Below are 20979 nucleotides of genomic sequence, written 5' to 3' on the forward strand. Positions count from 1 at the left end.
GCTGGGCGTGTTCGGGCTCGGTGCCGCGGTGCAGTCGATGCCGCTGCTGCTGCAGGTGCTGCGCTACGGTGGTGCGGCCTTCCTGTTTTTGTACGGCCTGCGCTCGGCGCGCCAGGCCTGGCGCGGCGTCGATGCCGGCCTGCAGGCGCGCGCCGGTGCCAGTGGCCTGGGCGCCACGATGGCCACCGCGCTGGCGATGACCTACCTGAACCCGCATGTCTACCTCGACACGGTGCTGCTGCTCGGCACGGTCGGTGCGCAACAGCCGGGCGACGGCCGCTTCGCGTTCGCGGTCGGTGCGGGTCTTGCGTCGCTGATGTGGTTTGTGACGCTCGGCTATGGTGCCGCAGCAGCCTCGCGCTGGCTGCAGCGCCCGGCGGTGTGGCGGGCGATCGATGCCAGCGTCGCGGTGGTGATGTTCTGCGTGGCGGCCCAGCTGTTGTGGCGCCCGATCTGAAGGAGCTTCAATGAAAGTCGTCGTGTTGGGAGCCGGGATCATCGGCGTGAGCACCGCCTGGTACCTGCTGGAGCAGGGCCACGAGGTCACCGTGGTCGACCGCCAGAAAGATGCGGCGCTGGAGACCAGCTTCGCCAACGGCGCGCAGATCTCGGTCAGCTTCTGCGAGCCGTGGGCCAATGCCGGCGCGCCGCTGAAGGTGCTGAAGTGGCTGGCGCGCGACGACGCGCCGCTGCTGTTCCGCCCCAAGCTCGACCCGCACCAGTGGCGCTGGGGCCTGAGCTTCCTGCTGCAGTGCAACGACGCCGCGTTCGAGCGCAACGTGGCGCAGTTGGTGGCGCTGGGCCGCTACAGCCACGAGTCGCTGAAGGCGCTGGTCGCGCAGACCGGCATCCAGTACGACCGGCTGGAGCGCGGCATCCTGCACTTCTTCTCGACGCAGAAGGAGTTCGACGAGGGCGCGGCCGGCGCCGAGCTGATGCGCCACCACGGCGTCGACCGCCGCGTGCTGTCGCGCGACGAGGTGCTGAAGGTCGAGCCGGCGCTGCAGGGCTTCGCGAACGGCATCGCGGGCGGCACCTTCACGCCCAGCGACGAATCAGGCGACGCCCGCGTCTTCACGCAGAAGCTGGCGCAGCTGTGCCAGCAGCGCGGCGCGAGCTTCCTGTACGAGCACGACATCGCCGGCATCGATGCGGCGGGCGGCGCGGTGCAATCGGTGCGGCTGCGCGATATGCAGACCGGCGAGCCGCGCACGCTGACGGCCGACACCTTCGTCGCCGCGATGGGCAGCTTCACCGCGCCGCTGCTGCGGCCGCTCGGCATCTACCTGAACATCTACCCCGCCAAGGGCTACTCGGCGACGCTGAAGCTGAAGCGGCCCGAGGCCGCCAGCGTCGCGAGCCTGCTCGACGATTCGCGCAAGATCGCGATCAGCCGGCTCGGCGACCACGTGCGCATCGCCGGCACGGCCGAGATGGCCGGCTACGACACCAGCCTCGACAGCGCGACCTCGCGCGTGCGCTGCCAGGCGCTGATCGACCGCTACGAAGAGGTGTTCCCGGGCGTCGCCGACACCACCGAGCCGAACTTCTGGACCGGCCTGCGGCCCAGCACGCCGACCAACGTGCCGTACATCGGGCGCAGCGGCAAGCTCGCCAACCTGTGGATCAACGCCGGGCACGGCACGCTGGGCTGGACGCACGGCGCCGGATCGGGCCGCGCGCTCGCCGAGCTGATGAGCGGCGTGCGGCCGGCGCTCGACTTCGGGTTCTGCGGCGGGGTGCCGCAGGCAGGCGCCACGCGGATGGCGGCCGCCTGATCGGGTCGAGTTACCAGTTGGCCGAGACGTACTTGTTGCCGGCCGCCTTGTAGCGCTCGATCGACTTCTTCAGCTCGACCGTCTCGTCGCAGCCGGCGCCGCAGACCTTGTTCAGTGCGGCCAGGCGCTGCTCGGCGTTCGGCAGGTCGCCCTTCATCAGGAACAGCTCGCCGGAGTACTCCAGCGTGCCCTTGTGCTTCGGGTCGATGCGCAGCGCGGTGTCGTAGAACTTCTCCGAGGCGGCCAGGTCGGGCGTCTTCGCCTTGCGCAGGCTGTAGCCCATCAGGTTGTTCCAGTCGGCGCTGCCGGTGTCGTTGACCTTCTTCAGCTCGTCGATGGCGCCGGCCCAGTTCTTCGCGGCGATCTGCGCGCGCGCGGCGCCCAGCTTGTCAGCCGCCGCTGCGGCGGGGGTCGGGGCCGGCGGCGCGCTGTCGGCAGCGAAGGCGCTGCCCAGGGCCAGGGCGAGCGTCGAGAGGGTCAGCAGGCGGGCGAATGTCGTGTTCATGATCTTCAGGTCCTTCATTCAGGTTGGTTGGCAGACACCGTTGTCGATGTCATGCAGGCACTTACGGAGCGGAATGTGCCGACGGACGCATCCGCGATTGAAAGAAATTGCTACCAGAGCTTCACGCACGGGCCGATCAGCACGAACGGTCCCGCCGGCGCCGCACCGGCCAGCGCCGGCGCCACCTCCAGCGTGACCGCGAGCCGTGTCACGTTGAAGAAGAGCTTCTCGGAGCTGTCCGGGAGCGCCAGCACCGCGCTGCCACGGTCGGGCACCACGCCGAGCGGGAAGGGCTCGCCGCCGTCGCGCGGCAGCGCCCACAGCTGCGCGACGCGGCCGGCCGGCACCGCCACCGGCTGCAGCAGCTTCACGCTGAGCTGCCGGCCGTGGCGCAGCGAGCTCGCGAGCACCGCCGGGCGGCCTTCGCCATCACTGAGCAGGCCGACATAGCTTTGCGGCAGCGATTCGGACGGCGGCTGCAGCCCGATCAGTCCCGGCTGCAGCCGCAGCACCGCCAGGCACAGCAGCACGCCGGCCAGCGCGCCGCCGAGCGAGCGCGCGGACAGCAGGTTCGACAGCCACGCCCCGAAGCCCGCGGAGGCCTTCGGCGCCGCCGGGAACAGCCGGCGCTCGAGCTGCAGCCACGCTGCCTCGCGCGGCTGCATCGGCGGCACGCTGGCCGCGAGCACCGAGAAGCGCTGCTGCCACGCGCCGACCGCCAGCGATGCCGCCGGGCTCGCGGCCAGCACGCGCTCGAAGCGGCGCCGCGCGCCGCCGGTCAGCGTGCCCAGCACGTACTCGCGCGCCAGCCGGTCCAGGCGCTCGGGCTGCAGGTAGTTCATGCGCCGACCCCCGCCGCGACCAGGCAATCCTTCAGCTTGTCGAGGCCGCGCCGCACCCAGGCCTTGGCGGTGCCGACCGGCGCGTTCAGCGCCAGCGCGATGTCGGTGTGCACCATGCCGCGGTAGTACGCGAGCGCCAGCGCCTGCCGCTGCGACGCGTTCAGCGCCGCCATGCAGCCGTCGATGCGCGCCTTGGTCAGCCCGTCGTCCAGCAGCCGCTGCGGCTCCAGCGCGGGGTCGCCGGCGACGGCCATCGCCTCGTCGTCGAGCGCGGTGGTCGAGGCCCGCTCGGTCTTGCCCGAGCGCAGCGCATCGATCGCCTTGTTGCGCACGATGTTGATCAGCCAGGTCATCGGGGCCGCCACGTCGGGCCGGTAGCTCGCCGCGTTGTGCCAGACATTCATGAACGCCTCCTGGAGCACCTCTTCGGCGCGGTCCCTGTCGTTCAAGATACGGAACGCGACGCCCAACAGATGCGCGCAGGTGGCGCGGTACAGCGGCTCGAAGGCGGCGCGCTCGCGCAGCGCGATGCGCGCGAGCAGCGCGGGCAGGTCGGCGGGCGGGGCACGGGTCGGGCTCATCGCGCGGCAGTGTGCCCTACAATCCGCGCCCCCCATCCGTTGTGCCCTTCGCCGCCATCATGTATTGCGCCATCGATTTCGGCACGTCCAATTCGGCCATCGCGATTCCCGATGGATCCACCCCGGACCGATCCGGCGGCGCGATGCGCCTGGTCGAGCTCGAGCCCGGCCAGCGCACGATGCCGACCGCCGTCTTCTACTTCGTCGAAGGCGCCGAGACCAACGGCCCGCCGCGCGCGTTCGGCCGGGCGGCGCTGGCCGCCTACGTCGACGGGCTCGACGGCCGGCTGATGCGCTCGATGAAGAGCATCCTCGGCAGCAGCCTGGCCGAGCAGACCACCGACGTCGGCGGCGGGCGCGGCGTGAAGTACCTCGACATCATCGCCGGCTACCTGAAGCACCTGAAGACGCTGGCCGAGACCGAGGCGCAGTCGCCGATCCACCGCGCGGTGCTGGGCCGGCCGGTGTTCTTCGTCGACGACGACCCGGTGCGCGATGCGCAGGCCCAGGCCACGCTCGCCTCGGCCGCGGCCCTGGTCGGCTTCGACGAGGTGCACTTCCAGTACGAGCCGATCGCCGCGGCCTTCGATTTCGAGAGCGGTGTCGACCGCGAGCAGCTGGTGCTGGTGGCCGACATCGGCGGCGGCACCTCGGACTTCTCGCTGGTGCGCGTCGGCCCCGAGCGCGCGCCCCGGCTGGAGCGCAAGGACGACATCCTCGCCAACCACGGCGTGCACATCGCCGGCACCGATTTCGACCGCCGCGTCGAGCTGGCCAGCATCCTGCGCGAGTTCGGCTACGGCGCGATGGGCCCGAGCGTGGCCGGCGCACCGGCGCGCGAGGTGCCGACCGGCGTGTACTTCGACCTCGCGACCTGGCACCTGATCAACTCGGTGTACAGCCCGCAGCGCGTGGCCGAGCTGCGCAGCATGCGCGGCTTCTACGGCAACCCGCTGCACCACCAGCGGCTGATGACGGTGGTGAACGAGCGGCTGGGGCACGAGCTGGCGTCGCGCGCGGAGGCCGCGAAGATCAGCGTCGCCGAAGGGGGCGACACGGTGATCGACCTGTCGCACGTCGAGCGGCGGCTGGAGGTGCTGCTGACCGAGCGCGAGGCGGTGCAGGCGATCGAGGGCGACATCGCGCGCATCGTCGGCGCGGCGCGCGAGACGGTGCTGCAGGCCGGGCTGCGGCCGGAGCAGGTCGATGCGCTGTACTTCACCGGCGGCTCGACCGGGCTGCGGCTGCTGGCGCAGCAGATCGCGGCGGAGTTCCCGCAGGCGCGCGCGGTGCGCGGCGACCGGTTCGCCAGCGTGGCGACCGGGCTGGGGCTGCACGCCCGGCGCTGGTTCGAGAGAAGCTAGCTAGCGCCGCGGGCGGTGCGGCGGCCGCTGTGGCGGGCGAGGCGCCTGCTGCACTTGCAGCGGCCGCCCGACATCGGCCAGCAGCAGCGTCGCGCGCACCAGCCCTTCGACGGCCTCGCTCAGGTCGGCCGGCGGCTCCAGCGACTCGATCTCCTCGAGCAGGTCGTCGGCATCCTCCAGGTCCTCGGGATCGAGGTGGCGGTACAGCAGCGCGAGCGGTTCGGTCAGCGCCTGCGCGTCGCCGTTCATCAGCTCGGGGAAGGCCTCCATCGCGGTCGCGAAGCCGGCCACCCAGGGCAGCACCGCCTCGATGCTCGCGTCGTCTTCGTCCGAGCCGTCGTCGAGTTCGAACACCCACGGATCGAACCACTGGCGGCGCGTGATCGCGTCGTTCAACTCGGCATGGCGGCGCTGCGCCAGCTCGTGCAGGCGGCGGGCATCGAAGTTCGCCGGCAGCGGGCGGCCGTCGACGTCGGTCAGCAACGGCAGCCAGCGCTGCGCCGGCACCCGCACCGGCTGCACCAGCACGCCGCACAGGAAGCCGTCGACCATGCTGGCGTCCAGCGGGTCGAGCGGTGCCGGCACCGCATCGAGGCGGGCCTGCAGCTCGTCGATCTCCGACTCGCTCAGCGGAGGGGCGGGCGCATGCGTGCGCGCGGGCGGACGGCGGTGGGAGGGCGGGTGCATCGGCGGATTGTCGCGCTGCGCGATGTGCACGTCGCGCCACCGCGTCATTCGCGATGCGAACGCGTGAAAACGCATGCGAACTTTTGTTGGGAATTCGACATCGCTTCGGTCGCTTCCCCCGTTTTGGGGATGGCCCAAACGTTTTCGTCCTCCTACAGTGCACCCATGCTGTCACACGGGTTTGAAATCCAAACCACGCGATACCAACGATTGCACTGAGCCGGGGCCCTCACCAGAACAACAGGCGACCGACCGCAACGATCCCAACGACGTCCTCTCTCTTGAGGACTTCCAGCCCACCCCTTACCGGGTGGGCTTTTTTTTAGGCTCAGGTCAGGATGATCTGCGTGCAGCGGAACAGCGCCATCTTCTTGCCCTGCGGGCTGAAGACGGTGGCCGACCAGACCTGCGTCGAGCGGCCGAGGTGGTCGGCGCGGGCTTCGCAGCGCACCAGCCCTTCCTTCGCGGTGCTGAAGAAGTTGCTCTTCAGCTCGATGGTCGTGAAGTTCTTCGCCCCCTCGGGCAGGTGCGCGATGGTCGCGTAGCCGGCGCTGGTGTCGGCCAGCATGATCACGCTGGCGGCGTGCAGGAAGCCGTTCGGCGCCAGCATCCACGGCTGCACCTGCATCTGCGAATCGAGGTGTCCTTCGGCGATGGCGGTGATCTGCACGCCGAAGCGGTCGGGCGCGAAGCCCGCCTGGCGGTCGTGGAATCCTTCGATGGTGATGTCAGGGCGCAGCATGGTTTCCCTCCGGCAAGTCAGATGGCGACTGTAGCGAGCCTTCGCCGAAACCGCCGGCCAGCGCCGCGCGCAGGTGCGCGACCAGCGCCTGCACCGCCTTCGGCGTGTTCGGGCTCCACGGCCGCATCGCGTAGACCGCATCGCCGAAGAAGCCGACCGGCCGCCACTGCGGCAGCACCTCGCGCAGCTTGCCGGCCCGCAGCGCCGCCGCCGCGCTGAAATCCGGCACCAGCGCGATGCCGAGGCCGGCCAGCGCCGCGTCGCGCAGCACCTCGCTGTTGCCGGCCCGCAGCGGCCCCTGCGCGACGACGCTCAGCCGCTGCGGCTCGGGCTCGTCGCCCAGCGCATCGCGCTCGAACTGCCACAGCGCCGGGCCCGGCCGCAGGTAGGTCAGGCAGGCATGGCCGGCGAGATCCGCCGGCGTCTTCGGCGTGCCCTGGCGCTTCAGGTAGGCGCGCGTCGCCACCAGCAGCGCGCGCGACGCGCAGAGCTTCCAGGCCACGTGGTTCTCCGGCGGCGCGCTGGTGTGGCGCACCGCCAGGTCGAAGCCCTCGTGGGCCAGCGTGACCAGCCGGTCCGACAGGTCGAGCTCGACGCGGATGTCGGGATGCGCGCGCACGAAGGCCTCGAGGTGCGGCGCCACATGCTGCCGCCCGAGCGCCACCGGCGCGGTGATGCGCACCAGCCCGCGCGGCTGTGCGGCCTGGTCGCGCGCCTCGACCACGCTGCGCGCGATCAGCTCGAAGGCCTCGCCGGTCTGCTCGACCAGCCGCCGCCCCGCATCGGTCAGCCGCACCGAGCGCGTCGTGCGCTGCACCAGCGGCTGGCCGACCGCGCGCTCCAGCTCGGTGATGCGCTGGCTGACCGCCGCCTTCGACAGCCCGAGCCGCTGCGCCACCTGCGTGAAGCTCGCCAGCTGGCCCAGCAGCGTCAGCGTGTGCACCTGCGGCCAGAGCAGGTCGATGCGTTGGTCCATGGTCGTCATTGTTCAGATTATCGAACAATGAAGTCACCGTGATCGCATTGGCAAGCGGCCACCCGACTCCTAGACTGAATCGGTACCCCCACAGCTCCAGGAGACCACGCCATGGGCGCCCACGATCCGTTCACCGCCACCGCCGAGGTCGGCCACTTCATCCAGGGCGCGCCGGTCGCGGGCCGCAGCGGGCGCCGCCAGGCGGTCTTCAACCCTGCAACCGGCGCGGTCGCGCGGCAGGTGGTGCTGGGCAGCGCGGACGACGTGAACGCCGCGGTGGCCGCCGCGCAGGCCGCGTTCGACGGCTGGGCGCAGACGCCGCCGATCCGCCGCGCGCGCGTGATGTTCAAGTTCCTCGAGCTGATGAACCAGCACCGCGACACGCTGGCCGCGATGATCACCGCCGAGCACGGCAAGGTGTTCACCGATGCGCAGGGCGAGGTCTCGCGCGGCATCGACATCATCGAGTTCGCCTGCGGCATCCCGCAGCTGCTGAAGGGCGACTTCACCGACCAGGTCTCGACCGGCATCGACAACTGGACGCTGCGCCAACCGCTGGGCGTGGTGGCCGGCATCACGCCGTTCAATTTCCCGTGCATGGTGCCCTGCTGGATGTTCCCGGTGGCGATCGCCGCGGGCAACAGCTTCATCCTGAAGCCGAGCGAGCGCGACCCGTCGGCCTCGCTGTTCATGGCCGAGCTGCTGAAGCAGGCCGGCCTGCCCGACGGCGTGTTCAACGTCGTGCAGGGCGACAAGGTGGTGGTGGACGCGCTGCTGACGCACCCCGACGTGAAGGCGCTCAGCTTCGTCGGCTCGACGCCGATCGCGCAGTACATCTACGAGACCGGCGCGCACCACGGCAAGCGGGTGCAGGCGCTGGGCGGCGCGAAGAACCACATGGTGGTGATGCCCGATGCCGACCTCGACCAGGCGGTCGACGCGCTGATCGGCGCCGGCTACGGCTCGGCCGGCGAGCGCTGCATGGCGATCAGCGTCGCGGTGGTGGTGGGCGACATCGCCGATCGATTGGTCGACGCGGTGGCCGCGCGCGCGAAGACGCTGAAGGTGAAGAACGGCATGGAGCTCGATGCCGAGATGGGCCCGATCGTCACCGCTGAAGCACTCAAGCGCATCAGCGGCTACATCGACATCGGCGTGCAGGAAGGCGCGCAGCTGGTGGTCGACGGCCGCGGCCTGCGCGTGCCCGGTCACGACGGCGGCTTCTGGATCGGCGGCACGCTGTTCGACCACGTGACGCCGCAGATGCGCATCTACCGCGAGGAGATCTTCGGCCCGGTGCTGGCCGTCGTGCGGGTGCCGGATTTCGCGGCGGCGCTGGCGCTCGTCAACGCGCACGAGTTCGGCAACGGCGTCGCCTGCTTCACGAGCGACGGCAACGTCGCGCGCGAGTTCGCGCGGCGCGTGCAGGTCGGCATGGTCGGCATCAACGTGCCGATCCCGGTGCCGATGGCCTGGCACGGTTTCGGCGGCTGGAAGAAGAGCCTGTTCGGCGACATGCACGCCTACGGCGAAGAGGGCGTGCGCTTCTATACCAAGCAGAAGAGCGTGATGCAGCGCTGGCCGTCGAGCATTGCACGCGGTGCCGAATTCGTGATGCCGACCGCCAAATGAACGCTGCGCTCCCGGGGTAAGTGGTCGTAACATCGCCCGCTTCGCGGCGACGACAGCCGCTTCACGACACCATCGGGAGGGCACGCATGCGTGCAATGTGGAGGAAGGGCGTGCGCGCCCTGGGCGTGGCGCTGGGCGGACTGTGCGTCGGCGCGGCGCTGCAGGCGGCTGAACCGGCGAAGGCGGCTTCGGGCCTGCTGCCGGTGGAGCAGTTCACCAAGTGGCCGGACATCCAGAGCGTGCGGATCTCGCCGTCCGGACGGCGGCTGGCGCTGATCCTGACCGGCCCGACCGGGCGCTGGCGGCTCGGCGTGATGGACCTCGATCCGGTCGGGCAGGTCCACGTGGTGGCGGACTACACGGACGCGAACGTCGAGGACGCCTTCTGGGTCAACGACGACCGGCTGGTATACGAAGCGGCCGATCCCGGTGCGGAGATCCGGCAGGGTGGCTACGGCGTGTTTGCCGTCAACCACGACGGTAGCGGGTACAACCAGCTGGTGTCGGCCCGCAGCACGACGCAGGACCATGCGCTCGTCAAGTCCCGGACGCTGCCGTGGGGCTGGACCACGCACTCGCCGGCCCATGACGGCAGTAACGACGTCTTCCTCAAGCACTATGTCTGGGGCAAGGCGGGGGTGCTGGCCAACATCCAGCTGGCGCGCATGGACACGGTCACGATGAAGCTGACCAACCTCAGCCAGGGCGCGCCGGAGGGCGTGCGGGACTGGACACTCGATCGGCAGGGCCAGCCTCGTGTCGTGACGGCACAGGGAAATGGCAAGACGAGCGTGCACTGGCGCAATCCGAAGACGGATCAATGGGAGCAGGTGGCCGAGTTCGACACCTACACCAATGAAGGCAATGGCTTCAGTCCGGAGATCGTCGACGGCTCCGGCGAGTTGCTGGTCTCGGGAGGCGTCAAGACCAACACCCGCGGCCTGTACCGCTTCGACCTCGCGACGCATCGCCTGGACCCGGAGCCCTTGCTGAGCGTTAAGGGTTTCGACGTGGATGGCACGTGGGAAAGCGATCATCGAACCGGTCACGTGCTGGGCAGGCATTTCAGGGCCGACCGTCCGATCAGCGTCTGGTTCGATCCGGCGATGCAGCGCCTGCAGAAGGGGCTCGACGCCGCGCTGCCGGCCGGCCGCAGCAACCGGATCATCTGCGGCGACTGCGAGTCGACCCGCTTCTTCGTCGTCCATTCGACCTCCGACCGCCAACCCGGCGAATACTTCCTGTTCGACAGCAAGAAGAACTCGTTGGAAAAAATTGCCTCGGACCGCCCATGGATCGATGAATCGACCCAAGGCACGCGCAGCTTCCAGCGGGTGAAGATGCGCGACGGCCTCATCATTCCGGTCTATGTCACGAGCCCGGCCGGCACGTCAGCCACCGACCCGCTACCGGCCGTGGTGCTGGTCCACGGCGGACCTTGGGTGCGAGGGGCCGACGTGAGCTGGGCGGCCGAAGCGCAGTTCCTCGCGTCGCGCGGCTACCGGGTGATCCAGCCGGAATTCCGCGGTAGTACGGGGTACGGCGGCAACCTGTTCCGGGCGGGGTTCAAGCAATGGGGCCTCGCGATGCAGGACGACCTCACCGACTCGGTCCGGTGGGCTGCCGAACAGAAGCTGATCGATCCTGCACGCGTGTGCATCTACGGTGGCAGCTATGGCGGCTACGCAGCGCTGATGGGCGCCATTGCCAGCCCCGGCGTCTACAAGTGCGCCGTCAGCTACGCAGGCGTCACCGACATCGACCTGATGCGCGACCTCGCCTGGAGCGACATGTCCGATGAATACAAGCAATACGGCATGCCCATCCTGGTCGGCGATCCGGTGAAGGACGCCGACCAACTCGCCGCCACCTCGCCGCTGAAGCGCGCCGGCGAAATCAAGATCCCGGTGCTGCTCGCTCACGGCAGCGTGGACCGCCGCGTACCGATCGAGCATGCGCGCAAGTTCGTCTCGGCAGCGGAGAGTGCGGGCGTCAACATCGAGATGGTCGACTACTTCGACGAAGGCCACTGCTTCTGCACGCCGAAGAACGAGACGGACTTCTACGGCAGGCTCGAACGCTTCCTGGCCAAGTCGCTGAAACCCGCCCGCTGACCCTACTTGAGCTGCTGGACCCAGAACGTCGCGGTGGGCACGGTCGGCGCGGCGAAGTAGTCGACCTTCAGCGCGGTGATCTTGTCGAGGGTGTCGAGCCCGGCGATGACCTTGCCGAACACCGCATAGCCGTTCTGGTCGCAGTTCGGAGCCGTCGGCCGGATGTCCAGGCAGGCGTGGTTGTCGGCCACGTTGAAGAAGAACTCGCTGGTCGCCGTGGTCGTGTTGGTGCCGCCCTGGCGCGCCATCGCGATGGTGCCCTTCACGTTGCTCAGGCCCTTGTCGCTCTCGAGCACGATCGGGGCGTAGGTCGGGATGTGGGTCCAGTCCCCGGTGAAGCCGCCGCCCTGCACGACGTAGCCCGCGACGACACGGTGCAGCAGCGTGTTCTCGTAGCGCTTGGCAGCAACGTATTGCAGGAAATTCGCGACCGTGACCGGCGCCTTGTCGGCGTACAGCTCCAGCACGATCTCGCCGTGCGTGGTGAGCATGCAGACGGTGTTGGTCGCGGTGCTGGCGGCGGCGGCGGCCTTGCCGGCATCGCTGCAATCGGTCGTGGGCGCGGCCGGGATCGAGACCGGCGCGGGCGGGAAGGTGGGCGCAGCCGGGTACGAGGGGCTGCCGCTGCCGCCACCGCCGCAGGCGGTCAGGGCAACCATCGCGAACAACGGGATCAGGCGTGAAGTCGACATGGGCTTGAACGGAGTGGGCCGCAAATGGGCGAAGCCCCCATTCTCGGCGACTTCACCGCCCGGCACCGCCGCTCAGAGTTTCTCGGTCTCGCCGGTCTTCGGCTGCCACTTCATCAGCCGCCGCTCGCCCCAGCCGACGGCCGCGTCCAGCAGCAGCGCGAAGGCCGTCAGCACCAGGATGCCGGCCATCACGGTGTTGATGTCGAACGAGCCCTCGGCCTGCAGGATCAGGTAGCCGACGCCCTCGGCCGAGCCGAGGTACTCGCCCACCACCGCGCCGACGAAGGCCAGCCCGACGCTCGTGTGCAGCGAGCTGAACACCCAGCTGGTGGCGCTCGGCAGGTAGACGTGGCGCAGCAGCTGGCGCCGGCTCGCGCCCAGCATGCGGGCGTTGGCGAGCACCACCGGGCTCACTTCCTTGACGCCCTGGTAGACGTTGAAGAAGACGATGAAGAACACCAGCGTGATGCCCAGCGCCACCTTGCTCGCGACGCCCAGCCCGAACCACACCGCGAAGATCGGCGCGAGGATCACGCGCGGCATCGAGTTCAGCGCCTTGATGTAGGGCTCGCAGATCGCCGCCGCCATCGGGCTGAGCGCGAGCCACAGCCCGCAACCCAGGCCCATCGCGGTGCCGATGCCGAACGCGAGCACCGTCTCCTGCAGCGTGATCCACAGGTGGTGGTAGATGTCGGCGCCGGTCACGAACCAGGCCCATACGCGCGCGAAGATCTTCAGCGGCTCGCCGAAGAAGAACGCCGCCTGCCGGTCGTTCTCGAACAGGAACGGGCGGACCAGGCCGGGCGCGGTCAGCACGTGCCACAGCACGAAGATCGCGACCAGCAGGCCGAGCTGCCACAGGCGCAGGTTGCCCGGGCGGGGCTTGAGGTACTTCCACATGGGCTAGGCGGCCAGTTGTTGTTGGTAACCCTTGACCACCTCGTCGCGCAGCACCGACCAGATCGCCTGGTGCAACTCGACGAAGCGGGGCGCCGTGCGCACCTCGGCCACGTCGCGCGGCCGCTCGAGGTCGATGCGGAACTCGCCGATCGGGTGCGAGCCCGGCCCGGCGCTCAGGCACACCACGCGGTCGCTCATCGCGATCGCTTCGTCGAGGTCGTGCGTGATGAACAGCACCGCCTTCTTCTTCGCGGCCCACAGCGCCAGCACCTCGTTCTCCATCAGCTGGCGGGTCTGGATGTCGAGCGCCGAGAACGGCTCGTCCATCAGGATGATGTCGGGGTCGAGCGCGAGCGTCTGCGCGAGGCTCACGCGCTTGCGCATGCCGCCCGACAGCTGGTGCGGGTAGCGGTCGCCGAAGCCGCCCAGGCCGACGCGGCGCAGCCACTCGCCGGCCTGTGCCTTCGCATCGGCGACGCCGCGGAACTCGAGCCCGGCCATCACGTTGCGCAGCGCGGTGCGCCACGGCATCAGGCTCTCGGCCTGGAACAGGTAGCCGGCCCGCGTGTTCAAGCCCGCCAGCGGACGCCCGAAGACATGCACCGTGCCGCTGCTCGGCGTCAGCAGCCCGGCCGCCATGTTCAGCAGCGTGCTCTTGCCGCAGCCAGTCGGCCCGACCACCGAGACGAACTCGCCGGCGCCGACGGTCAGCGAGACATCGCGCACCGCGGTGTAGCGCTGGCCCGGATCGTCGCGTGAAATGAAGGTGCAGCTGACGCCGTCGAACTGCAGTGCGGCATCCCCGCTCATGCCTTCGGGTACTTCGCGTTGGCCTTCTTCACGAACTCGTTCGTGTAGACCGCCTGCAGGTCCAGCTTCGCCGCGGCGATCTCCGGGTCGATGCTGGCCAGCGCGCGCCGCGCGGTCTCGGGGCCGGCCTCTGGCATCAACCCGTCCACCGACAGCGCGCCCTTCGCGGCGAGGAAGGCGTCGACGTAGACCGCGCGGTCGCCCAGCAGGTAGCTCTCGGGCACCGCCTTGATGATCTCGCCAGGGCCTGCTGCCTGGATCCACTTGTCGGCCCGCACCAGCGCGTTCGCCAGCGCCTGCGTCGCGAGCGGGTTCTTGTCGATGAAGGTCTGCGGCGCGTACAGGCAGCCGGCCGGCATCGGGCCGCCGAACACCTTGTCGGCCTCGGCGACGATGCGGGTGTCGGTGACGATCTTCAGGTCGCCGCTGCGCTGCAGCAGCGTGATCACCGGGTCGAGGTTGCTCATCGCGTCGATCTGGCCGGAGCGCATGGCCGCGACCGCGCCGCTGCCGGCCCCCACGCCGATGATCGACACGTCGCTCGGCTTCAAGCCCGCCTTCGCGAGCACGAAGTTCGCGAGCACGTTGGTCGACGAACCGGGCGCGGTGACGCCGATCTTCCTGCCCTTCAGGTCGGCGATGCCCTTGAAGGCGGGCATCGTCTTCGGATTGACGCCGAGCACGATCTGCGGCGCCCGGCCCTGCAGCGCGAAGGCGCGCATGCGCTGGCCCTTGACCTGCATGTTCAGCGTGTGCTCGAACGCGCCCGACACCACGTCGGCGCTGCCGCCCACCACTGCCTGCAGCGCGCGCGAGCCGCCGGCGAAGTCGGCGATCGTCACCTCCAGCCCCTCGGCCTTGAAGTAGCCGAGGCTCTCGGCGATCGTCAGCGGCAGGTAGTACAGCAGGTTCTTGCCGCCGACCGCGATGGTCAGCTTCGGCTTGTCGAGCGCCTGCGCGTGCAGCAGCGCAGGAAAGGCGGCCACGGCGCCGGCGGCGGCGCTGCGCAGGAGGATGTCACGACGTTGCATGGTGCGAGATCCGGGGGTCCGAGGAAGCGACAACTTTAGCCCCGATGCCTGGTTGGGCTGTGAGGGTTGCTGCGTAGGCGCCGCCGCGTCACGAAGTCACGTTCACGCGGGAAGCCCCGGCTCAAGGCGGTTGCGCCCACGCCGAAGACTGCTCACCACGGGCCGCCGGAAACCGCTTCCGGGATGGCGCCGTGCGGTATTGCCGGTCGCGAAGGAGCGCCATGAACCTCGGATCCCCCCGTTTCGCACTCTCCGTCCTGGCCGTGCTCGCACTGGTCGCCTGCGGCGGCTCGCCGTCGTCGCAGAACGCCGCGCCGGTGAACGTCACCCCGACCACGCAGCTCAGCGGCTCGGTCGCGGTCGGTGCGCCGATCACCGGCGGCACGCTGCGCATCCTGGACGCCGACGGCGTGCTCGTCGCGCAGGACATCGCGGTCGCGGCCGACGGCAGCTTCACGGTGCCCGAGCTCACGGGCAAGGCGCCGTTCCGCATCGAGGCCTGCGGCTACGCCGGCGCGAACTACCAATGCCTGTACTCGGTCGCGCAAGGCCCCGGCACCGCCAACGTGACGCCGCTGACCAGCGCCACCGTGCTGCTGGCCGCCGGCCAGTCGCCGGTCGAGCTGATGGCCGGCAGCAGCAGCGTGCTCGATGCAAATGCCGTCGCCGGCGCGCAGACCCAGCTGCGGGCCGGCCTGTCGGGCGTGCTCAGCGGCAACGTCGCAGCGAACTTCGACTTCATCACCGGCGCGCTGTCGGCCGGCTCGCGCAGCGGCTACGACAAGGTGCTCGACGCCGTCGGCGTGACCACCGGCGTCGACGACAAGGCCTTCGTGCAGATCACGCCGCGCCTGGGCAGCGGCAACCTCTACCTCGAACAGGGCTCGACGCTCGGCACGGTGACCGTGGCCAACGGCGCGGGCGAGCTGTCGCTCGGCGGGCTCGAGACGCTGTTCGCGAGCATGACGCAGGCGCTGGCCAGCGCCCCCGCCTGCAGCAGCGGCCTCGCGTCGCAGCTCGCGAGCGGCGCGCGCATGAGCACCGACGGCGGTGACCCGCTGAGCGGCGCGAGCGCGGTGGCCGCCGGCCTGTGCGAGATGTTCGCGTCGCAGGAGATGTTCGGCTCGCGGCTGCTGAGCCCGACGCTCGGCCGCTGCGACCTCGACGGTGCGCAGCCGGTGTGCCGCGTCAGCTTCGTGCTGCAGGACCAGGCCGGCGGCGTGCAGCCGGTGGGCAGCGGCATGGGCGTCACGCGCGAGGGCGGTGCGTGGAAGTTCCTCGGCGATGTCGACCCGGTGCAGCTGCATGCCTCGGCGAAGGCGCAGCGCGACGTGCGCATCGACGGCGAGACGCCGGTCGTCAGCTACTCGCGCGCGATCGCGTTCGACATCCAGGCCGTCAGCGGACTGCAGTGCGCACAGGTGGTGCAGCGCAATGCCGACCAGGCGCTCGTGACCATCGCGTACTACAAGCGCTTCGGCGCCGACGTGCCGCGGCTGTCGCTGTGGCAGCAGAACGCGTTCGGCAACACGCGCAGCCTGGACCCGGCGGTGGGCGCGCTGCGCAATGCCGACGACACCTGGGTCGCGCTGCCGGATGGCGATGCGGGCGACGTGGTGGTGCGCAACTTCTTCCGCGGCGGCCGCACCGTCACCGTCAACACCTTCAGCGACGACGCCTGCAGCGTGCCGTTCGCGGTCTCGGGGCGCAGCAGCTTCGAGGTCGACGTCGAAGGCGTGCCGCCGGTCTGGGCCGCGATGCCGAACCTGCCGTGGACCGACCTGACCAGCGCCGGCCGGCAGGCGGTGCTCGACCTCGCGCTCGATGCCAACGCCGGCACCACGCTGAACCTCGCATGGACCTTCAGCCACGGCACGCTCGGCCTCGGCAGCGGTTCGGTCTGCAGCGACCGTGCGCAATGCGGCCAGGGCGGCAGCGGCCGCATCGCCGATTTCCGGCTGCGCCCGGGCGCGACCTCGGCGGCCGTCGCCGTCACCAACGGCGCCACCGCGCTGTCGGCGACGGGCTACAAGATGCTCGCGCTGTACGGCCGCACCGGCGACGGGCTCGACCTGCAGAGCAACGCGATCGCGTGCACGCCCGGCACGATCGAGTGCCATTGAGTTCGTAGCCCGGATGCCAATCCGGGCTTCGTGACCATCGAACCCGGATTGGCATCCGGGCTACGGGGCCCCCGTAGAATCGTTTCGATGAGATCACTCCGCACCGGGCTGCCGGCCCTTGTCTGCGCGTTGTGGCTGGCCGCGTCCGGCAGCGCGATCGCACAGACCGCGCCCCAGAAAGCCGCTCCCCCCGACCCGCCGGCCTCCGCGCCGGTGTCGCTGTCGGCCCGCAAGGTCTACGAGCAGGCCCGCTCGCAGCTGGTGCAGATCCGCACCGTGCTGAAGGGCCAGGCGAGCCAGACCTCGGTGGGCTCCGGCTTCCTGGTGTCGACCCAGGGCCACATGATCACCAACTTCCACGTCGTCGCCGAGGCCGCGCTGCAGCCCGAGCGCCACGACCTGGTGTCGGTCACCGCCGACGGCCGCGAGGCGCCGGTGAAGATCCTGATGCTCGACGTGCTGCACGACCTGGCGCTGCTGAAGATGGCCGATGCCAAGGCCGCCGCCACCTTCGATGCCTTGCCGTTCCGGCCCGAGGGGCAGAAGCTCGCGCAGGGCGAGCGCATGTACTCGCTCGGCAACCCGCTGGACGTCGGCTTCGCGGTGATCGAGGGCAACTACAACGGCCTCGTCGAGCGCTCGTTCTACCCGCAGATCTTCTTCGCCGGCTCGCTGAGCGGCGGCATGAGCGGCGGCCCCGCGCTCGACCAGGAGGGCCGCGTGATCGGCGTCAATGTCGCGCGGCGCGTCGACGGCGAGCAGGTCAGCTTCCTGGTGCCGGCCACCTTCGCGAGCGCGCTGCTGGCCCGCGGGCGCGACGCCGCCCCGCTCGCGCTGCCGGCCTGGCCGGTGCTGACCGAGCAGATGATGGCGCACCAGCAGCTGCTGACCGACCGCTTCATCGCGCAGGGCTGGAAGCTCGCGACGCACCCGCGCTACCAGGTGCCGGTGCCGCCCGACCGCTTCATGCGCTGCTGGGGCAGCAGCGAGCCGTCGCGCACCGGCGGGCTCGATTTCGAGCGCTCCGACTGCGTGATGGACACCCGCATCTTCATGGGCGAGTTCACGACCGGCGCGGTCTCGGTGCGACACGAGAGCTACGACGGCCGCAAGCTCGGCACGCTGCGCTTCTCGGCGCGGTATGCGCAGAGCTTCCGCAACGAGCACTTCGACCGCCGCCGCCCCGACCAGCAGACGCGCCCGCAGTGCCATGAGGATTTCATCGACCGGGGCGGCCTGCCGCTGCGTGCCGTGGTCTGCGTGCGCGCCTACAAGAAACTGCCGAAGCTGTACGACGTGTCGGTGCTGGTCGCCACGCTCGACGAACCCAAATCCGGCGTGCAGGGCCGCTTCGACGCCCAGGGCGTCAGTTATCCGAACGCGATGAAACTCGCACAGCACTACCTGGAGGCCTACGCATGGGTGCCGTCGCGCTGATCGAAGTGCTGGAGCGCGACGGCACGCCGCGCCACGGCGTGGCGGTGCCGCAGTGGCCGCTGCGGGTCGGGCGCGCGCTCGACAACGACCTGGTGCTCGACGACCCGCACGTCGCGCCGCACCACCTGCTGATCGACCGCGACGAGTCCGGCGCGTTCGTGCAGGTGGGCGAGACGATCAACGGCGCGCTGCTCGGCACGCAGCGGGTGGAGGCCGGCGCGCGCGGCGCGGTCGGCGATGCGCCGCTCGCGATCACGATCGGCCGCGTGCACCTGCGGCTGCGCCTGGCCGAGCATGCGCTCGCCCCCGAGCTGCGGCTGGACCCGACGCGTTCGCTCGCGCAGGGCCTGCCGCTGCTCGCGCTGCTGCTGGTGCTGGTCGGGGCGATGCAGGTGTTCAACATCTACCTCGACACCGATCCCGACGGCTTCGTGCGCGCGCTCGGCAGCAGCGCGATCTCGGCCATCGTCGGGCTGCTCGGCTGGTGCGGCGTGTGGACGCTGCTGTCCAAGCTGTTCACGCGCCAGGGGCATTTCGGCTGGCACCTGCGCGTGGTGCTGATCGCGGTGCTGGCGTGGGAGCTGATCAGCGGCGCGACGCAGCTGCTGTCGTTCTCGCTGTCGTGGCCGTGGCTGAGCGACTTCCGGTTCGTGCTCGGCTATGCGGTGGGCGCCACGCTGCTGTACTTCCACATGCTGGCGGTCGAGCCCTACCGGCACCGCCGCGTGCGGCAGGCGGCGGTCGCGATGGCGCTGGTCGGCACCGCGCTCAGCCTGTGGTTCAACTGGCAGGGCGGCGACCGCCTGGGCAGCGAGCTCTACATGAGCCACCTGTTCCCGCCGGCGCTGCGCGTCGCGAAGCCGGTCGACACCGCCACCTTCATGAAGGGCGTGGCGGAACTGCAGGCCACGCTCGACGCGAAGGCCAAGCGCAAGGAGGATGCAGGCGATGACGACAGCAGCGGCGACGGTGGCGGCGATGACGAGTGATGCGGCCGGCCGCACGGTGCTGGTGACCGGCGGCAGCCGTGGCATCGGCGCCGCGGCGGCCGTGTGCTGCGCGGAGCTCGGTTTCGACGTGGTGGTGAACTACACCCGCGATGCGGCCGCGGCGCAGTCGGTGGTCGACCGCGTGCTCGCGCTCGGCCGGCGTGCGATCGCGGTGCAGGCCGACGTGTCGGTCGAGGCGCAGGTGATCTCGATGTTCGCGCAGGTCGATGCCGCAGGGCGCGCTGGCAAGGTGGCGCCGCTGCACGGCCTGGTCAACAACGCCGGTGTCGTCGACCGGGCGACCCGCGTCGAGCAGATCGACGGCGCGCGCCTGCAGCGCATGTTCGCGATCAACGTGTTCGGCAGCTTCCTGTGCGCGCGCGAGGCGGTGAAGCGGCTGTCGACACGCCACGGCGGGCCGGGCGGCGCGATCGTCAACCTGTCGTCGGCCGCGGCGCGGCTGGGGGGCCCGGGGCAGTACGTCGACTATGCCGCCGCGAAGGGCGCGATCGACACCTTCACGATCGGCCTGGCGCGCGAGGTGGCCGCCGAAGGCATCCGCGTGAACGCGGTGCGGCCGGGGATCATCGAGACCGACATCCACGCCTCCGGCGGACAGCCCGACCGGGTGCAGCAGCTGGCGCCGCAGGTGCCGATGCAGCGTGCCGGCACGGCCGACGAAGTGGGGCGCGCGATCGCCTGGCTGATCTCCGATGCGGCGAGCTACACCACCGGCAGCCTGCTCGACGTGACCGGCGGACGTTGAGGCCGACGGGCCCGTTCAGCGGCGTTCGACGATCAACGGCACCAGCTTCAGCGCCTCGCGGATGCGGGCTGCAGCGTCCTGCGCCTCGCCACGGCTCGGGTAGGGCCCGGCCTGCAACCGGAAGATCGACGGCTCGCTGAACACCGCGAGCAAGGGCGCCAGCCAGTCGAGTTCGCCGGACACGCGGCGCTGGAACTCCTCGGCGCCATCGCGCTGCTTGAACGCGCCGAGCTGCACCCAGAAGCCTTGTGCCGCGGTCGTGAAGGCGCGGCTGGGTTTCGGGTCGACCGGCGCATCGGGGGCCGATGCGGCAGGCAGCTCGGGCATCGGCACGGCGGCGACCGGCACCGGCAAGGGGGTCGACACGGCAGCCAGCTCCGTCGCGCCCCCGTCGCGCCGCCACGACCCGGCGCGGATCTGCTCGAACGTGATGCGCTCGACCTCGACCGGCGCGACGCCGTTCAGCACGCCGAGCTTCAGCGCCGCGGTGTAGCTCAGGTCGATCACGCGGCCCGGGTGGAACGGGCCGCGGTCGTTGACGCGCACGACCACCTCGCGCCCGTTGGCCGGGTTGCGCACGCGGGCATAGCTCGGGATCGGCATCGTCTTGTGCGCGGCCGTCATCGCGTACATGTTGTAGACCTCGCCGCTCGCGGTGCGCCTGCCGTGGAACTTGCGGCCGTACCACGAGGCCAGGCCCTTCTCGGTCAACGGGCTGTCGTCGCGCTGCGGCGTGTAGTCCTTGCCGAGCACCTCGTAGGGCTTGTTCGGCCCGCCCGGGCGGATCGGCTCGACCTGCGGCTGCGCATCGGGCACGCGCGCGAGGTCGGGCGGCGGCTTCGCTTCGGGTCCGTCGCGAGACGACGATTTCGGCGGGCCCGAGGCGCACGCCGCCAGCAACGCCGCGACGCACAGCATCGAGAGGTGGTGCCTGTGCTCGCGCAACTCGCGGGCGATCGCATCGAACTTCGTCATTTCTCCTCAATTGGAGGACAGCATGGCGCGTATTG

Annotated in this window: 20 protein-coding genes; 9 read left to right on the top strand and 11 right to left on the bottom strand. The window is 70.4% G+C overall.

Going from position 1 to position 20979, the window contains the following annotated elements:
• Both AC1DXV_RS07685 and AC1DXV_RS07690 read left to right on the top strand, forming a co-directional pair.
• A partial coding sequence (locus AC1DXV_RS07685) for a LysE/ArgO family amino acid transporter (protein WP_477933096.1) occupies positions 1 to 457 on the top strand: 457 nt, incomplete at its 5' end.
• 10 nt (positions 458 to 467) lie between these two features.
• Positions 468 to 1778: a D-amino acid dehydrogenase gene (locus tag AC1DXV_RS07690; protein WP_477933098.1), complete on the top strand. Its 1311-nt coding sequence runs from the start codon at positions 468 to 470 to the stop codon at positions 1776 to 1778.
• Positions 1779 to 1788: 10 nt separating this feature from the next.
• On the opposite strand, the gene AC1DXV_RS07695 is transcribed toward AC1DXV_RS07690, so the two are convergent.
• From AC1DXV_RS07695 to AC1DXV_RS07705, 3 genes are all read right to left on the bottom strand, one after another.
• Positions 1789 to 2283 (bottom strand): tetratricopeptide repeat protein, encoded by a 495-nt coding sequence (locus tag AC1DXV_RS07695; RefSeq protein ID WP_477871333.1) that lies wholly within the window; start codon positions 2281 to 2283, stop codon positions 1789 to 1791.
• Positions 2284 to 2393: 110 nt separating this feature from the next.
• A complete protein-coding gene (locus AC1DXV_RS07700; protein ID WP_477933100.1) occupies positions 2394 to 3125 on the bottom strand; it encodes an anti-sigma factor in 732 nt (243 codons plus the stop codon).
• On the bottom strand, positions 3122 to 3706 hold the full coding sequence (locus AC1DXV_RS07705) for a sigma-70 family RNA polymerase sigma factor (protein WP_477864154.1): 585 nt from the start codon (positions 3704 to 3706) through the stop codon (positions 3122 to 3124). The genes AC1DXV_RS07700 and AC1DXV_RS07705 overlap by 4 nt, the downstream gene beginning before the upstream one ends.
• 59 nt (positions 3707 to 3765) lie before the next feature.
• Between AC1DXV_RS07705 and AC1DXV_RS07710 the strand changes: the two genes are divergently transcribed.
• Positions 3766 to 5070 (top strand): Hsp70 family protein, encoded by a 1305-nt coding sequence (locus tag AC1DXV_RS07710; RefSeq protein ID WP_477864185.1) that lies wholly within the window; start codon positions 3766 to 3768, stop codon positions 5068 to 5070.
• Here the strand turns inward: AC1DXV_RS07710 and AC1DXV_RS07715 are convergent, their stop codons facing one another.
• The 3 genes from AC1DXV_RS07715 to AC1DXV_RS07725 all read right to left on the bottom strand — a co-directional run bounded on the left by AC1DXV_RS07715 (position 5071) and on the right by AC1DXV_RS07725 (position 7475).
• Positions 5071 to 5757, bottom strand: a complete 687-nt coding sequence (locus tag AC1DXV_RS07715) for a YecA/YgfB family protein (RefSeq protein ID WP_477864155.1) — start codon at positions 5755 to 5757, stop codon at positions 5071 to 5073.
• A gap of 328 nt (positions 5758 to 6085) precedes the next feature.
• Entirely contained in the window at positions 6086 to 6499 is a 414-nt protein-coding gene (locus AC1DXV_RS07720) for a PaaI family thioesterase (RefSeq protein ID WP_477864156.1), read from the bottom strand.
• The gene (locus AC1DXV_RS07725; protein ID WP_477864157.1) at positions 6486 to 7475 is read right to left on the bottom strand and encodes a LysR family transcriptional regulator; all 990 of its coding nucleotides are present in this window, start codon (positions 7473 to 7475) and stop codon (positions 6486 to 6488) included. The genes AC1DXV_RS07720 and AC1DXV_RS07725 overlap by 14 nt, the downstream gene beginning before the upstream one ends.
• A 111-nt stretch (positions 7476 to 7586) precedes the next feature.
• Between AC1DXV_RS07725 and AC1DXV_RS07730 the strand changes: the two genes are divergently transcribed.
• Both AC1DXV_RS07730 and AC1DXV_RS07735 read left to right on the top strand, forming a co-directional pair.
• Entirely contained in the window at positions 7587 to 9107 is a 1521-nt protein-coding gene (locus AC1DXV_RS07730; RefSeq protein WP_477864158.1) for a CoA-acylating methylmalonate-semialdehyde dehydrogenase, read from the top strand.
• Between the two features lie 86 nt (positions 9108 to 9193).
• Entirely contained in the window at positions 9194 to 11221 is a 2028-nt protein-coding gene (locus AC1DXV_RS07735) for an alpha/beta hydrolase family protein (RefSeq protein WP_477864159.1), read from the top strand.
• 2 nt (positions 11222 to 11223) lie between these two features.
• Here AC1DXV_RS07735 and AC1DXV_RS07740 read toward each other — a convergent pair whose 3' ends face one another.
• The 4 genes from AC1DXV_RS07740 to AC1DXV_RS07755 form a co-directional block, all read right to left on the bottom strand.
• Complete coding sequence (locus AC1DXV_RS07740; RefSeq protein WP_477864160.1) at positions 11224 to 11913, bottom strand: peptidylprolyl isomerase; 690 nt, start codon at positions 11911 to 11913, stop codon at positions 11224 to 11226.
• A gap of 72 nt (positions 11914 to 11985) precedes the next feature.
• Positions 11986 to 12813: an ABC transporter permease gene (locus AC1DXV_RS07745; RefSeq protein WP_477864161.1), complete on the bottom strand. Its 828-nt coding sequence runs from the start codon at positions 12811 to 12813 to the stop codon at positions 11986 to 11988.
• A gap of 3 nt (positions 12814 to 12816) precedes the next feature.
• Positions 12817 to 13623 (bottom strand): ABC transporter ATP-binding protein, encoded by an 807-nt coding sequence (locus tag AC1DXV_RS07750; protein ID WP_477864162.1) that lies wholly within the window; start codon positions 13621 to 13623, stop codon positions 12817 to 12819.
• Complete coding sequence (locus tag AC1DXV_RS07755) at positions 13620 to 14654, bottom strand: ABC transporter substrate-binding protein (RefSeq protein WP_477864163.1); 1035 nt, start codon at positions 14652 to 14654, stop codon at positions 13620 to 13622. Before AC1DXV_RS07755 ends, AC1DXV_RS07750 begins: the two co-directional genes overlap by 4 nt.
• Before the next feature lie 221 nt (positions 14655 to 14875).
• Here AC1DXV_RS07755 and AC1DXV_RS07760 point away from each other — a divergent pair, with 221 nt between their 5' ends.
• From AC1DXV_RS07760 to AC1DXV_RS07775, 4 genes are all read left to right on the top strand, one after another.
• The gene (locus AC1DXV_RS07760) at positions 14876 to 16777 is read left to right on the top strand and encodes a hypothetical protein (protein ID WP_477864164.1); all 1902 of its coding nucleotides are present in this window, start codon (positions 14876 to 14878) and stop codon (positions 16775 to 16777) included.
• Between the two features lie 87 nt (positions 16778 to 16864).
• Positions 16865 to 18214 carry a S1 family peptidase gene (locus AC1DXV_RS07765; RefSeq protein ID WP_477864165.1) on the top strand — a complete coding sequence of 450 codons (1350 nt, stop codon included), beginning with the start codon at positions 16865 to 16867 and terminating at the stop codon, positions 18212 to 18214.
• The gene (locus AC1DXV_RS07770; RefSeq protein ID WP_477864166.1) at positions 18196 to 19203 is read left to right on the top strand and encodes an FHA domain-containing protein; all 1008 of its coding nucleotides are present in this window, start codon (positions 18196 to 18198) and stop codon (positions 19201 to 19203) included. Before AC1DXV_RS07765 ends, AC1DXV_RS07770 begins: the two co-directional genes overlap by 19 nt.
• Complete coding sequence (locus tag AC1DXV_RS07775) at positions 19163 to 19969, top strand: SDR family oxidoreductase (protein ID WP_477864167.1); 807 nt, start codon at positions 19163 to 19165, stop codon at positions 19967 to 19969. Before AC1DXV_RS07770 ends, AC1DXV_RS07775 begins: the two co-directional genes overlap by 41 nt.
• 15 nt (positions 19970 to 19984) lie before the next feature.
• On the opposite strand, the gene AC1DXV_RS07780 is transcribed toward AC1DXV_RS07775, so the two are convergent.
• On the bottom strand, positions 19985 to 20944 hold the full coding sequence (locus AC1DXV_RS07780) for a septal ring lytic transglycosylase RlpA family protein (protein ID WP_477864168.1): 960 nt from the start codon (positions 20942 to 20944) through the stop codon (positions 19985 to 19987).
• Positions 20945 to 20979 lie beyond the last annotated feature (35 nt).

The sequence above is a fragment of the Rhizobacter sp. P3_C12 genome (assembly GCF_056402735.1).

What these genes read in the sequence shown, in the direction of transcription:
- AC1DXV_RS07695 (WP_477871333.1), bottom strand. Translation starts at nt 2,283, where the DNA reads ATGAACACGACATTCGCCCGCCTGCTGACCCTCTCGACGCTCGCCCTG.
- AC1DXV_RS07715 (WP_477864155.1), bottom strand. Translation starts at nt 5,757, where the DNA reads ATGCACCCGCCCTCCCACCGCCGTCCGCCCGCGCGCACGCATGCGCCC.
- AC1DXV_RS07700 (WP_477933100.1), bottom strand. Translation starts at nt 3,125, where the DNA reads ATGAACTACCTGCAGCCCGAGCGCCTGGACCGGCTGGCGCGCGAGTAC.
- AC1DXV_RS07725 (WP_477864157.1), bottom strand. Translation starts at nt 7,475, where the DNA reads ATGGACCAACGCATCGACCTGCTCTGGCCGCAGGTGCACACGCTGACG.
- AC1DXV_RS07745 (WP_477864161.1), bottom strand. Translation starts at nt 12,813, where the DNA reads ATGTGGAAGTACCTCAAGCCCCGCCCGGGCAACCTGCGCCTGTGGCAG.
- AC1DXV_RS07740 (WP_477864160.1), bottom strand. Translation starts at nt 11,913, where the DNA reads ATGTCGACTTCACGCCTGATCCCGTTGTTCGCGATGGTTGCCCTGACC.
- AC1DXV_RS07750 (WP_477864162.1), bottom strand. Translation starts at nt 13,623, where the DNA reads ATGAGCGGGGATGCCGCACTGCAGTTCGACGGCGTCAGCTGCACCTTC.
- AC1DXV_RS07705 (WP_477864154.1), bottom strand. Translation starts at nt 3,706, where the DNA reads ATGAGCCCGACCCGTGCCCCGCCCGCCGACCTGCCCGCGCTGCTCGCG.
- AC1DXV_RS07720 (WP_477864156.1), bottom strand. Translation starts at nt 6,499, where the DNA reads ATGCTGCGCCCTGACATCACCATCGAAGGATTCCACGACCGCCAGGCG.
- AC1DXV_RS07710 (WP_477864185.1), top strand. Translation starts at nt 3,766, where the DNA reads ATGTATTGCGCCATCGATTTCGGCACGTCCAATTCGGCCATCGCGATT.
- AC1DXV_RS07760 (WP_477864164.1), top strand. Translation starts at nt 14,876, where the DNA reads ATGAACCTCGGATCCCCCCGTTTCGCACTCTCCGTCCTGGCCGTGCTC.
- AC1DXV_RS07730 (WP_477864158.1), top strand. Translation starts at nt 7,587, where the DNA reads ATGGGCGCCCACGATCCGTTCACCGCCACCGCCGAGGTCGGCCACTTC.
- AC1DXV_RS07775 (WP_477864167.1), top strand. Translation starts at nt 19,163, where the DNA reads ATGACGACAGCAGCGGCGACGGTGGCGGCGATGACGAGTGATGCGGCC.
- AC1DXV_RS07780 (WP_477864168.1), bottom strand. Translation starts at nt 20,944, where the DNA reads ATGACGAAGTTCGATGCGATCGCCCGCGAGTTGCGCGAGCACAGGCAC.
- AC1DXV_RS07765 (WP_477864165.1), top strand. Translation starts at nt 16,865, where the DNA reads ATGAGATCACTCCGCACCGGGCTGCCGGCCCTTGTCTGCGCGTTGTGG.
- AC1DXV_RS07735 (WP_477864159.1), top strand. Translation starts at nt 9,194, where the DNA reads ATGCGTGCAATGTGGAGGAAGGGCGTGCGCGCCCTGGGCGTGGCGCTG.
- AC1DXV_RS07690 (WP_477933098.1), top strand. Translation starts at nt 468, where the DNA reads ATGAAAGTCGTCGTGTTGGGAGCCGGGATCATCGGCGTGAGCACCGCC.
- AC1DXV_RS07770 (WP_477864166.1), top strand. Translation starts at nt 18,196, where the DNA reads ATGGGTGCCGTCGCGCTGATCGAAGTGCTGGAGCGCGACGGCACGCCG.
- AC1DXV_RS07755 (WP_477864163.1), bottom strand. Translation starts at nt 14,654, where the DNA reads ATGCAACGTCGTGACATCCTCCTGCGCAGCGCCGCCGCCGGCGCCGTG.